Origin of the sequence: Thermomonospora curvata DSM 43183 (assembly GCF_000024385.1) — a bacterium.
Taxonomy (GTDB): Bacteria; Actinomycetota; Actinomycetes; order Streptosporangiales; family Streptosporangiaceae; genus Thermomonospora; species Thermomonospora curvata.
Genome location: NC_013510.1, coordinates 523,677 through 536,484, shown reverse-complemented (window position 1 = coordinate 536,484; position 12,808 = coordinate 523,677). Strand labels below are relative to the sequence as shown.

Here is a 12,808-nt window from a genome sequence, read left to right as displayed (position 1 = left end):
GGAAAACGGGCGAGCGCCGCCCCCCCAGAAGCGGGGGCGGCGCTCAATCGTCGGGTCGGGCGATACTTCGGCGCCCGTGAGGAGGATCGCCCGACCCGGGCGTGGATCGTCCCGGTCAGGCGGTGGCCTTCAAGGGCTCGGAGGCCAGGAAGCCGCGACGCTGAAGCTCGGGCAGGACGCCCTCACCGAACCAGTAGGCCTCCTCCAGGTGCGGGTAGCCGGACATGATGAACTCGGTGATGCCCAGCTCGGCGTACTCCTCGATGCGGTCGGCGACCTCCGAGTGGCTGCCGACCAGGGCGGTGCCGGCGCCGCCGCGCACCAGGCCGATGCCCGCCCACAGGTTGGGGTAGATCTCCAGGTCGCGGGTGGAGCCGCCGAAGGCCCGGAAGTTCTCGTGCAGGGCGAGCATCCGCTGCTGGCCGACCGACTCGCTGGCGGCCAGGGCCTTTTGCGCCTTGGCGAAGGTGGCCGGGTCGATGGCCTTCAGCAGCCGGTCGGCCTCCTTCCAGGCCTCCTCGGAGGTGTCGCGGGTGATGGCGTGCAGCCGGATGCCGAAGCGCAGGATGCGGCCCTCCTGGGCGGCCAGCTTGCGGATCCAGGCGATCTTCTCGGCGACCTGCTCCGGCGGCTCGCCCCAGGTCAGGTAGACGTCCACATGCCGGGCGGCCACGGGGCCGGCGGGCTTGGAGGAGCCGCCGAAGTACAGCTCGGGGACCGGGTCGACGCCGCCGGCGACGGTGGCGCCCTCCACCTGGTAGTACTTGCCGCTGAAGTCGAACGGCTCGCCGCTCCAGGCGCCGCGCACCACGGTCAGGAACTCGTCGGTGCGGGCGTAGCGCTCGGCGTGGGAGAGGTGGTCGCCGAAGCGGGCCTGCTCGGTCTTCTCCCCGCCGGTGACCACGTTCATCAGCAGCCGCCCGCCCGACATCCGCTGGTAGGTGGCGGCCATCTGGGCGGCCAGGGTGGGCGAGGTGAGGCCGGGGCGGAAGGCCACCAGGAAACGCAGCCGGCGGGTCTCGGAGATCAGCGCCGAGGCGGTGATCCAGGCGTCCTCGCACCAGGTGCCGGTGGGGGTGAGGACGGCGTCGAAGCCGAGGTTCTCGGCCGCACGGGCGATCTGGGCCAGGTACTCCAGGGTGGGACGGCGCTCGCGGTCGGCGGTGCCGGGGCGCGCGGCGAGCCCCGATGCGTCGCGGGGGACGTTGTGCCCGCCGCCGCCGTTGAGGGTGCGGCCGTCGCCGAAGGTGGGCAGGAACCAGTGGAATTTCAGCGTCATGGGGTGTGTGTCCTTTACTTGGCCTCGACGATGTCGTTGAAGCGGCGATCGAAGAAGTCGGCGATCTCGACCTTGCCGGGGATCAGCTTCAGCTCACTGAACGCGTCGGCCACCCGCTGCTCCTCGGTGACCACCTCGTCGTCGATGCGCAGGATCGTGGCCAGCCGCCGGCGGTGGGCCTGCTCGGCGACGTCCACGGGCAGGCCGGTGTCGGCGGCCCACAGCTCGGCCCACTCCTTGGGGTGGTCGTTGGCCCACAGCACCGCCTTGTGGTAGCGGCCGAGGAAGTCCTTCAGGGCCGCGGTCTTGTCGGCGTCCTTGAGGGCCGCCTCGGAGGTGATCTGGAAGTTGTAGCCGTTGACGTAGCCGTTGCCGTCGGCGATGATCCGCACTCCCTCCTGGGTCTCGGCCTGGGCGGTGTAGGGCTCCCAGATGGCCCAGGCGTCCACCCGTCCGCCCGACAGCGCGGCCAGGGCGTCGGCGGGCTGCAGGTACTGCGGCTGGATGTCGCCGTAGGACAGGCCGTTCTTCTTCAGCACCTGCACCAGGTGGTAGTGGGCGGAGCTGCCCTTGGCCACGGCGACCTTCTTGCCGCGCAACTCGGCGGGGGTCTTGATGGCCGAGTCGCCGGGCACCACCACGGCCTGGCCCTCCAGGGAGATCTCGGTGGCGCCGATGATCACGATCTTGGAGCGGGCGGCCGCGGCGAACACCGGCGGGGCGTTGCCGACCAGGCCGAAGTCCACCGAGCCGGCGTTGATGGCCTCCAGGATCGGCGGCCCGGAGGTGAACAGCGACCAGTTCACCTTGTAGGGGGTGTCATCGAGCTGGCCGGCGGCCTTCAGCAGGGACTGCAGGCTGGCGCCCTTCTGGTCGCCGATGGTCAGCGTCACCTTGGAGGGGTCACCGGTGCCGGAGGCGGCCTCCTCGTCGGAGCCGCCGCAGGCCGAGACCGCCGTCACGGTGAGGGACAGTGCGGCCAGCAGGGCGATGATGCGCCTTTTCATGCGGTTCCTTCAGGGTTGACGCCGAGCCGCTCCAGCAGCACGGCGCGCAGTCTGATCAGTTCGGTGTTGTCGCGGTGGCGGGGGCGTTCCAGGCCGACGGTCGTCTCGTGGCCGATCCGCCCGTTTTCCAGCACCAGGACGCGGTCGGCCAGCAGCAGCGCCTCGTCCACGTCGTGGGTGACCAGCAGCACGCCCGGGCGGTGCCGCTCCCACAGGTCCAGCACCAGGCGGTGGACGTTGATGCGGGTCAGCGCGTCCAGGGCGCTGAACGGCTCGTCCAGCAGCAGCAGGCTGGGGTTGCGCACCAGGGCGCGGGCCAGCGAGACCCGCTGGGCCTCGCCGCCGGACAGCGTCAGCGGCCAGGCGTCGCGGTGGCCGCGCAGCCCGACCTCGGCGAGCGCCTCCTCGGCCGCCTTGCGCGGGTCGGGGACGTCCAGGCCGAGCGCGACGTTGGCGGCCACCCGCTTCCAGGGCACCAGGCGGGGCTCTTGGAAGGCCACCGAGACCGTGCCGGGGACCTCCAGCTCGCCGCCGGAGATCGGCTCCAGCCCGGCCAGGGCGCGCAGCAGGGTGGACTTGCCCGAGCCGCTGCGGCCCAGCAGGGCGACGAACTCCCCGCGTTCGATCCGCAGGTCCACCCCGTCCAGGACGGTGCGGTCGCCGAACCGCTTGACCAGCCCGGACACCCGGGCGGCCGGCTGCGTGGTCACCCCAGGAACTGACGTCGCCACGACAGCGCCCTCCTTTCCAGCAGCCGCACGAAGGCGTCGGTGAGCAGGCCGAGCGCCGCGTAGGTGAGCAGGCCGACCACGACGATGTCGGTGCGCAGGAACTCCCGGGCGTCGTTGATCATGAAGCCCAGGCCCTGGTTGGCGTTGATCTGCTCGGCGACGATCAGGGCCAGCCAGGCCACGCCCAGGCTCTGCCGCAGCCCCACCAGGGTCTGCGGCAGCGCGCCGGGCAGCACGATGTGCCGGATCAGGGCGGCGCGGCTCAGCCGCAGCACCTTGCCCAGCTCGGCGAGCTTGGCGTCCACCCCGCGGATGCCGGCGTAGGTGTTCAGGTACAGGGGGAAGGCGACGCCGAAGGCGACCAGGGCGATCTTGGGCGTCTCCCCGATGCCGAACCACAGGATGAACAGCGGGATCAGCCCGAACAGCGGCAGGGCGCGCAGCATCTGCATGGGCGGGTCGACGGCGTGTTCGCCGAGCCGGCTGAGCCCGGCGATCAGGGCCAGCCCGATGCCGGCGATGGCGCCGAGCGCGAAGCCGAGCGCGGCCCGCCGCAGCGAGACGCCGATCGCGCCGGTCAGCGTGCCGTCCTGCAGCAGGTCGAGGGCGGTGGCGGCGATGGTGGACGGGGCGGCCAGCAGCCGGTCCGACAGCAGGCCGGTGGAGCTGGCGAGCTGCCAGAGCACCAGCAGCGCCAGCGGGCTGGCCGCGCGCAGCAGGGCTCCGCGCGGCAGCCGGATCGGAACGTTCCGAACGCGGCCGGCCGGGCGGGCCAGGTCGATCGAGGGTGCGGACATGGTCGAGCAAGCCTTCCGATGAGCCGGTCAGGGGACGTCGGGACGGTTCAGCGCGGACACAGCGCGCTGGCCTGCCGCCGCAGGTCGACGTGCAGGCGCGCGACAAGCCGCAAGGCCGCGAAGGTCATGCCGGACCCGGCCGCCGCCGAGGGGCCGGACGGGGGGTGCTGGGTGGTACGCACTCCACCAGAATGCCCAACTTTTCCTACCAAATCAATAGAGATACTTTGAAAATCCCCCATCACGGGCTTCTCTGGGCGGAGAGCGGTTCAAAAGGCCGGCGACGCCGGCCCGCTACCCGTCACCCGGCCCGGTCCCGGCGTTCGAACCGGGCCGATGGGCTCCCGGGGAAGTCTCCGTCCCCACGGCGGGCACGTCCGGCACCCGTGCCGAGGGACGGAGCATCCACCCCCGGTGACGCCGGTACGGGGCGATGGCGTATCGTTTTCGTCCGGCAACGGCCAGGACGCCTCGATGCGCCGCAGTCGGTCCCGGCCGTCCGCTCTCCCCGGCGCCCCAGCCGGATGCTCTTGGGAACGCCGTGAGAGCGGTGCGGAAGGGATGCGTCCCCGGCAACTGGACGCATCCGCTCTCCGCAGCTGCGCGACCGGGCCATGGCGCCGGTTCGGGCCGGTCAGGCGGCGCCGGTCAGGTTGTAGGAGGCCAGCATGGCGCGCAGCTCGTCCAGGGAGATCAAGCCGTCGCGGTTGCTGTCGGCCCGCTCAAAGCGCTCCTGGGTCTCGGCCCTGGACCACGACAGGCCCAGCTCTTCCAGGACCAGCGTGAAGCCCATCAGGTCCAGCTTGCCGTCGCCGTCCACGTCAACCCGCCGGAACGCGTTGCTGAGGCCACCCTCGATCGATTCGGCGGTCATATCACTCCTCACTGTGTCCGGGTAATTCTCGGCATCATGACACATTGAGCGGGCGTACCAGCGGCAACACGTTCATATCCCCCCAACGGACTGCACACGGACGACGTTTACGGCTATGACGTGCGGGACCGCGATGACGTTCCGTGCTCGTTTCGAAGCCGAATCCGTCATACGGCAGCCGCCGGGGGCGGCAAGGCTGTGACGGCGCACAACGCCACGGCGCGGACCGGCGGGATGACGGCCGTGTCAGAGCGTCAACGCCGCCGCCCGCCGGTTCGGATCCGCGGGCGCCGGGCGCGGCGCCCGATGAGCCGACCCGTTCCTACCGGCGGCCCTGACGAAACACCGACGTGCCCCGACGCGGTGGCCCTTTTCAACACGCGGCCTCAAGCGGCTGGGCGGGAGCCCCAACCACGCACGGTGCCGGTCACCGCCTCCTCCCTGACCGCGACGCACCCGTACTGAGCTGCGGAAACGGCGTGCTGAAAAGGCCCGGTGCCGCACCGTGCCCCCAAGCGGCAAGGACACCGCCTCCTCGCACAGCCCCCACGGCCCTCGGGCGCCTGCCGCCCCGCCGGCCGGCTCGCAGGCGCCCCCGCCGCGACGTCCACCGATGACCCGGCGGGTAATCGCGGCCCTCACGGCGCGTCCATGGCGTCGCAGCGAACCCGCCGGAAGGAGAACGTCATGAGCACCCTCCGTCCCGCCGCCGGAGGCCTGTTCACCGACGGCCGCAGGCTGCTGCGGGCCGCCGCCCTGATCACCGGGGTCAACGGGCCGGCCTACCTGGCACTGGCCGGGCCGCTGGAGGACCTGCTGGGACCGGCCCCCGGGCCGTCGGGGCGTTCCTGCTGCTCTATGCGGTCGCCATGGGGGCGGTGTCCACGCCCGCCCGGATCAGGCGCGGCGCCGCCCCGGCCGTCGTGGAGATCAACCTGCTGTGGACGGTCCTCAGCGTCACGGCGGCCGGCGCTGAACCCGGCGGGCCGGGTGTGGGCGCCGCTCCAGGCCGCGGTGGTCGCGGGCTTCGCGGCGGTGCAATACGCCGCCCTGCGCCGCACCCGCTGACCCCTCCACCTCATGATCGCCTTGCGCCTCCCGCCGTGGCCCCGACGCCGAATTATTTGCCCGTTCATGGTCTTTGGGGGCGTTCCTCCGGTCACCCCAGCCGATAAGGGTGGACGTGAGCCATCCACGGGAGGCGCTGGTGATCACGACGAAGGGATGGCCGCTGCGAGCGCGGCTGCCGCTGATGGCCGGCGGCAGCATGGCGCTGATGTGCCTGCTGGCCGGCCTGCTGGTCATCATGGGCATCCGCGGCGAGGCCGCGGACCAGCAGCGCGCCCAGACCTTCGAGACGGCGCTGTCGGTGACCCGCCACCTCCAGCGCGAGGACCCGCCCCGCGTCCTGCCCGCCCAGCCGGACGGCACCGCCATCCAAGTGGTCGACCCCTCCGGCCGGGTGATCTCGGCCACCGGGCAACTGGCCGGCAAGCCGCCGATGGCCGACTTCCGGCCCACCGGCGCCAGCGCCGTCGCCCACCGGGAACTGTGCCCGCCGCGAGGCATGGACGCGTGCATGGACGTCGTCGGCTTCCAGGTCTACACGCCGAGCGGCGAACGGACGGTGTACGCGGCGAACCGGACCGTCCCCTGGTATGTGAGCGGGGCGCTGGTGGCCTTCCTGGTGGCGCTGTCCCTGCTGCTGATCCTGCTCGTCATGGCCGTCACCTCCCGCACGATCAACCGGACGCTGGCGCCGGTGGAGGCGATCCGGGCCGAGCTCGCCGAGATCACCGCCTCCGACGCCGGCCGCCGCGTCCCCGTCCCGGAAAGCCGCGACGAGATCAGGCTGCTCGCCCAGACCGTCAACGCCACCCTGCAACGCCTGGACGCCGCGCTCGTCCAGATGCGGCGCTTCACCGCCGACGCCTCCCACGACCTGCGCACCCCCATCGCCGCCGCCCGAGCCCGGGTCGAGGAGGCGCTGCTGTACCCGGACGAGACCGACTGGCCGGCGATGGCCACCGACGTCCTGGAAAGCCTGAACCGCCTGCAGGCCATCGTGACCGACCTGCTGGAGCTGGCCGCCCTGGACTCCAAACCCGAGCACGTCGGCGAGGAGGTGAACCTGACCGGCCTGATCGCCTCCGAGATCGCCCGCCAGCCCCGCCGGGTCCCCGTGCACACCGACCTGGCCCCCGAGGTGATGGTCCGCGGCGACCCGCTGCGCCTGACCCGCCTGCTGGTCAACCTGCTGGACAACGCCGAACGCCACGCCAACTCCGAGATCCGGGTCACCTTGCGCGCCGAAAACGGCACGGCCGTCATGGAGGTCCTGGACGACGGCGCGGGCATCCCCCCCGAACACCGCGAAACCGTCTTCCAGCGCTTCGCCCGCCTGGACGCCGCCCGCAACCGCGACGCCGGCGGCACCGGCCTGGGCCTGCCCATCGCCCGCCAGACCGCCGCCGCCCACGGCGGCACCCTGGCCGCCGAGGACAGCCCGCAGGGCGCCCGCCTGGTCCTGCGCCTGCCCCTGCTGGCAACCCACGACCGGCCGCGCTGATCTCCGCTCCCCTCACGCCCCGCAATATCGATTTGGCGCATGTCCCGGCCATCGCGTATGCTCTCGATCGTTGCCCGGCAGCACCACTCGTTCGGGGAACACCCCTCGAGACACAGCCTCGGCAAAACCCAAGGTCCTGTGGAGCAGTTAGGAGTGCTCGCCACCCTGTCAAGGTGGAGGTCGCGGGTTCAAATCCCGTCAGGACCGCCAAGGCGCAAGCCTTGGGCAGGTAGCTCAGTTGGTACGAGCGTCCGCCTGAAAAGCGGAAGGTCGGCGGTTCGACCCCGCCCCTGCCCACACCCATCCACCAGCACAAACGCCCCGAAGCCACCGGGCCCGGGGCGTTTTTGACGGCAACGTCTTCAGCTGAGAACACCCCCAGCTTCCCCAGCGCCGCCCGTTTCTCATCCAGGGACGTGTGAGTGTAGAGAGATCGCTGTGCCCGGCGATCTGGCGGACGACATCCGGCGCGACACCCAGGTGAAGCGCAGGGACACACACGTGTGCCTCATGTCGTGAAAACGCACCCCCTCCAGGCCAGCGGCGCGGCGGATTCGGTCCCAGCTCTGGCGAAGGTTGTCCGGCTCCATGGGAGTGCCGACGCGGGAGGGGAAAACCAGCCCGTGATCCTGCCAGTCCGGCCAGGCGTCCGCCCGTTCGGCCTGCTGGCGGATCCTGTGTTCGCATAGCGCCGTGATGCACAGAGCGGGCAGCGGAATGGTCCGCTCCGAGCCTTCGGTCTTCGGACGGACGAACCGCAGCGCTCCCCCGACCCGCTGCAGGGTCTGAACCACTTCAAGCGTGCCGCTTTCCACTCCGTTGCCGGCGCAGACCTCGCAGTCGGCACCGCCGATCTCGCCGTCCTCCCCATCGCAGGCCCGGCAGGGGACAAGGGTGATGTCCTGCCGGCGCAGGCCGAGCAGCTCCCCGCACCGCAGGCCCAGACACAGCGCCAGGACGTAGAGGACATACAGCCGTTCGCCTCTGGCCGCCTGGAGAACCGCGCGGGCCTGATCGACGGTGAGGCCGCGATTGACCTTGTACTTCGGTGCGCCGACCCGGACCAGCTTGGCGACGTTGCGCGGGATGATCTCCTCACGCACCGCGTTTTCCAGGGCGTTCCGCAGCACAGCATGAATGAACTGGACCATCCGCATGGACAGATGGGACCGGCAGCACTCCCCGCCCTTGCGAGCACAGCAACGCGGCACCGGACGGGCGGCGTCCACCCCGTGCTTGCAACACAAGCACAGCGAGCGAAAGCGGATGATCAAGGGCGGCCCGCTGACGCGGGCCGCCGGGTGAGCGGGTCGGTGCGGCGGACGTGCGGCCTGTTCCGGCCGGTCCCCCTACACTCGCCTGCTCATTTGCGACGAGTATCGGTTAATACATTTCTATCATTCACCGCTGCCCTTATCAGTGGTTTTTGAGGATGCGTGGTTTTGCCTTACCGCTGGAGCACCGCAGGTAATACTGTGGGTTTACTGTTCCGTGGCAGGGGGTGTTGGTGAATGCTGACTGAGGCGTTGGCCGCGTTGGCGGGGGCGGCGGGCACGGGACTGGTCACCGCGATGACCACCGATGTGTGGCAGCAGGTCCGCACCCGGGCGGCCAGAGTGCTGGGCCGCGGAGATGCCCGGGAGGAGGAGCGGCAGCAGGAGCGGCTGGAACGGGCTCGCCGAGAGGTGCTCCAGGCCCCAGAGAGGCAGGCCGAGGAGGTGCGGCGACGCCAGGGTGAGGCGTGGCGGACCCGGTTCGCCGACCTGTTGGAAGACACACCCCAGGCAGAAGCTCAGGTGCGGGAGTTGGTGGCGTTCTTGGCCAAGCATGCTGCTCCTGCTGCTGCAGCGGGGGCGGTGCAGGTCAACGCTCAGGCTTCCGATCACGCGCAGCAGGCGAACCTGGGCCAAGGGGTGCAGAACAACACCTTCGGCTCCCCGCAGGCACAGTGACCGATCAGGCTCCTTCCCCGCCCCCACCCGGCGGCAGGGTCAAGGCGCAGGCGTCTGACCAGGCTCAGCAGGCGAACCTTGGCCAAGGGATCCAGCACAATCACTTCTACGTCGGTGGCGAGTCCAGAGTCCGGGCTGTCAGGCCTGAGGTGGTGGCGGACACGCTGGTGCCGCCACCGGCCATTTGGGTGGGCCGGGAGGAGGAGCTGGACCGGTTGCGCCAAGCCCGCCGGCAGGCGCAAGCAGCCGGGCGGCCGGTGGTGCTCTCGGCCGTGCATGGGATGGGCGGGGCTGGTAAGACCGCGTTGGCTCGCGCGTTGGCGGCCGAGGTCGCCGCCGATTATCCCGATGGGCGGATCGAGGTCGATCTGTTCGGCTTCACCCCTGGGCACGAGCCGCGGGATCCGGGTGAGGTGCTGGGTGAGCTGCTGGCCCAGGTGGGGTTTGATCCGGCCGACATCCCCGCCCACCCTCAGGCCAAGGTGGGGTTGTGGCGGAGCTGGCTGGCCTCCCGCCGCGTGTTGCTGATCTTGGACAACGCCCGGGATGCCGCCCAGGTTCAGCCGCTGCTGCCGGGAGTGGGGGCGGCCGGGGGGTGTTTGGTGGTGGTGACCAGCCGCAACCAGCTCACCGAGCTGGATGCTGCCGCTCGTATCCGGGTGGACACCCTGCCCCCACAAGATGCGGCGGCGCTGCTGGTGGAAGCGGCTGGCCGGTCCCGAGCGGAGATACGCGCTACCGGTGAGGAGTTGGCTGAGCTGGCCCGGTTGTGCGGGTATCTGCCGCTGGCGTTGCGGCCGGTGGGAGCGCTGCTGGCCCGGCTGAGCGCTGCGGAGTTGATTGAGGTGATGCGCGCAGCCGACCACCCCCTGCACTATTTGGACGAGGCCGATCGGGCCGCCCGTACCGCCTTCACCGTCTCCTACCAAGCCCTCTCCCCCGCGCTGCGGGAGGTGCTTGGGGCTTGTGCCTGGCATCCAGGACCGGACTTTGACGCCGGCTCCCTGGCCGCGCTCACCGCCAAACCGCGCCCGCTAGCAGCGGTACGCCTGGCTGAGTTGCTGCAGCGCAATATGCTCATCGGTCTGCCTCATGGCCGCTACACCTTTCATGACTTGTTCCTTGGCTATGCCCGCCACCACACCGGTTACAGCGCTGATGACCCTGGGGTGCGGCAGGCTCGTCACCGGCTCTACCAGCACTTGACCGCCACAACCGACACCGCCATCAGCACTCTCACCACCAAGAGCACCAACCACACAGGCAACGCCTTCGCCACTCCCACCCAAGCCCGCACCTGGCTGAGTGCCGCCACCGGTGAACTCACCACCGCCGCTTATACCGCCCTCACCGACCACTGGTCCCAAGCCCCCACCCTCGCCCACCACGTCGCCCGCTGGCTGAGACTGGATGACAGGTACGAGCAAGCCGCCGGTCTCTACACCGCCCTGCACACCACAGCCCAAACCACCGGCGACCAGCGCGGCCAAGCCGACGCACTCCAAGGCCTAGGAATTACCGCCCGATTGCAGAACGAGTATGGGCGAGCGGCCGACTACCACCACCAAGCTCTACAGATCTACCAGGACATCGGCAACCGACGCGGCCAAGCCAACGCACTCCACAGCCTAGGAATTACCGCCCAATTGCAGGACGAGTATGGGCGAGCGGCCGACTACCACCACCAAGCTCTACAGATCTACCAGGACATCGACGACCGACTCGGCCAAGCCGACGCCCTCCACAGCCTAGGAATTACCGCCCGATTGCAGAACGAGTATGGGCGAGCGGCCGACTACCACCACCAAGCTCTACAGATCTACCAGGACATCGACGACCGACTCGGCCAAGCCAACGCACTCCACAGCCTAGGAATTACCGCCCAATTGCAGAACGAGTATGGGCGAGCGGCCGACTACCACCACCAAGCTCTACAGATCTACCAGGACATCGGCAACCGAGGCGGCCAAGCCGACGCCCTCCAGGGCTTGGGGGAAACCACCCGATTGCAGGACGAGTATGGGCGAGCGGCCAACTACTATGGCCGGGCTCTACAGATCTACCAGGACATCGGCGACCGAGGCGGCCAAGCCGACGCCCTCCAAGGCCTAGGGGATATCGCCCGATTGCAGGACGAGTATGGGCGAGCGGCCAACTACTATGGCCGGGCTCTACAGATCTACCAGGACATCGGCAACCGAGGCGGCCAAGCCGACGCCCTCCAGGGCTTGGGGGAAACCACCCGATTGCAGGACGAGTATGGGCGAGCGGCCAACTACTATGGCCGGGCTCTACAGATCTACCAGGACATCGGCAACCGAGGCGGCCAAGCCGACGCCCTCCAAGGCCTAGGGGATATCGCCCGATTGCAGGACGAGTATGGGCGAGCGGCCAACTACTATGGCCGGGCTCTACAGATCTACCAGGACATCGGCGACCGACGCGGCCAAGCCGACGCCCTCCAAGGCCTAGGGGATATCGCCCGATTGCAGGACGAGTATGGGCGAGCGGCCAACTACTATGGCCGGGCTCTACAGATCTACCAGGACATCGGCGACCGACGCGGCCAAGCCAACGCCCTCCACAGCCTAGGAATTACCGCCCGATTGCAGAACGAGTATGGGCGAGCGGCCGACTACCACCACCAAGCTCTACAGATCTACCAGGACATCGGCAACCGAGGCGGCCAAGCCAACGCCCTCCAAGGCCTAGGAATTACCGCCCAATCGCAGAACGAGTATGGGCGAGCGGCCGACTACCACCACCAAGCTCTACAGATCTACCAGGACATCGACGACCGACTCGGCCAAGCCAACGCCCATCTGGGACTTGCGCTACTGGCCGAAGGCCAGGGGCAGCCCCAGACCGCAGCCCAGGCCTACCAATCCGCCGCAACGCTCTACACAGAAATTGGCTTCACCGAGCAGGCCAACCAATGCTCCACGGCTTACCAACGCATCAAACGGAAAGCCTAGCTGTCGCGATGGCTGAGGCTCAAGGCGGATGCGCCGCTGCCGGTGCTCGCTTCGCTGCGCTCGCGGTCGGCTTGTCACCAAATTACGCGGATGCTGGTGACGGCAACGTACACAGCCATCGCCGACCTGCGGCACACCCCGGCAGTCCTGTGCGCACGGCTGATGTGGCTGGAGTGCGGGATCATCACTTTTGAAAAGCGGAAGATCGGCGGTTCGACCCCGCCACAGTGTTTCCGCTTTGGCGTCCTGCAAGCCGTTCGGCTGTCAAAGGCACGAGTGCCGGCCAATTCCCGAGGCCGATCAAGCGGTGCACGCAGCGCGTGAGGTAAAGCGCTCCTCAGCAAGCGCCGCCGGATCGCCGATACTCGGAAAACACGCTGCCGTCCGGCTGCTTCTCACTCAGGCACCAGCACTCGGCGAAGTGTCCCACACGTCATGAGAGTCGACGTGTTTTGAGGTTCTCTGCGAGGCTGAAACCGTCGCCGTTGATGGTCTCGCCCCTGCGCCGGGAGTGCAGGCTTTGGTCGAGGAGGGAGTTGCACCGGCTGGAAGAGCGGTTCCTTCGCCGCCCAAAACACCAAGCTGCGGCGCCCGCGGGCGGTGATGATCAGGTGCAGTCCGGGG

Annotated in this window: 10 protein-coding genes and 2 tRNA genes; 5 read left to right on the top strand and 7 right to left on the bottom strand. The window is 69.4% G+C overall.

Going from position 1 to position 12,808, the window contains the following annotated elements:
* Positions 1–115 precede the first annotated feature (115 nt).
* The 6 genes from TCUR_RS02285 to TCUR_RS02265 form a co-directional block, all read right to left on the bottom strand.
* Entirely contained in the window at positions 116–1,279 is a 1,164-nt protein-coding gene (locus TCUR_RS02285; RefSeq protein WP_012850848.1) for an LLM class flavin-dependent oxidoreductase, read from the bottom strand.
* A gap of 14 nt (positions 1,280–1,293) precedes the next feature.
* Complete coding sequence (locus TCUR_RS02280) at positions 1,294–2,286, bottom strand: ABC transporter substrate-binding protein (RefSeq protein WP_012850847.1); 993 nt, start codon at positions 2,284–2,286, stop codon at positions 1,294–1,296.
* Positions 2,283–3,017: an ABC transporter ATP-binding protein gene (locus TCUR_RS02275; RefSeq protein WP_012850846.1), complete on the bottom strand. Its 735-nt coding sequence runs from the start codon at positions 3,015–3,017 to the stop codon at positions 2,283–2,285. The genes TCUR_RS02280 and TCUR_RS02275 overlap by 4 nt, the downstream gene beginning before the upstream one ends.
* Complete coding sequence (locus TCUR_RS02270; RefSeq protein ID WP_012850845.1) at positions 2,993–3,814, bottom strand: ABC transporter permease; 822 nt, start codon at positions 3,812–3,814, stop codon at positions 2,993–2,995. Before TCUR_RS02270 ends, TCUR_RS02275 begins: the two co-directional genes overlap by 25 nt.
* A 47-nt stretch (positions 3,815–3,861) precedes the next feature.
* Positions 3,862–3,942, bottom strand: a complete 81-nt coding sequence (locus TCUR_RS28535) for a putative leader peptide (protein ID WP_353745268.1) — start codon at positions 3,940–3,942, stop codon at positions 3,862–3,864.
* 506 nt (positions 3,943–4,448) lie between these two features.
* A complete protein-coding gene (locus TCUR_RS02265) occupies positions 4,449–4,688 on the bottom strand; it encodes an EF-hand domain-containing protein (RefSeq protein ID WP_012850844.1) in 240 nt (79 codons plus the stop codon).
* Positions 4,689–5,895: 1,207 nt separating this feature from the next.
* Between TCUR_RS02265 and TCUR_RS02260 the strand changes: the two genes are divergently transcribed.
* From TCUR_RS02260 to TCUR_RS02250, 3 genes are all read left to right on the top strand, one after another.
* Positions 5,896–7,257 carry a sensor histidine kinase gene (locus tag TCUR_RS02260; protein WP_012850842.1) on the top strand — a complete coding sequence of 454 codons (1,362 nt, stop codon included), beginning with the start codon at positions 5,896–5,898 and terminating at the stop codon, positions 7,255–7,257.
* Positions 7,258–7,389: 132 nt separating this feature from the next.
* A tRNA-Asp gene (locus TCUR_RS02255) sits at positions 7,390–7,467 on the top strand.
* A 13-nt stretch (positions 7,468–7,480) separates the two neighbouring features.
* Positions 7,481–7,554: transfer RNA gene (locus TCUR_RS02250), tRNA-Phe, on the top strand.
* 107 nt (positions 7,555–7,661) lie between these two features.
* Here TCUR_RS02250 and TCUR_RS02245 read toward each other — a convergent pair.
* The gene (locus TCUR_RS02245; RefSeq protein ID WP_052305376.1) at positions 7,662–8,414 is read right to left on the bottom strand and encodes a site-specific integrase; all 753 of its coding nucleotides are present in this window, start codon (positions 8,412–8,414) and stop codon (positions 7,662–7,664) included.
* Positions 8,415–8,768: 354 nt separating this feature from the next.
* On the opposite strand from TCUR_RS02245, the gene TCUR_RS02240 reads away from it, so the two are divergent.
* Positions 8,769–9,209, top strand: coding sequence for a hypothetical protein (locus TCUR_RS02240; RefSeq protein ID WP_012850841.1), 441 nt, complete (start codon positions 8,769–8,771; stop codon positions 9,207–9,209).
* 152 nt (positions 9,210–9,361) lie between these two features.
* Complete coding sequence (locus tag TCUR_RS02235; protein ID WP_148232897.1) at positions 9,362–12,184, top strand: tetratricopeptide repeat protein; 2,823 nt, start codon at positions 9,362–9,364, stop codon at positions 12,182–12,184.
* Positions 12,185–12,808 lie beyond the last annotated feature (624 nt).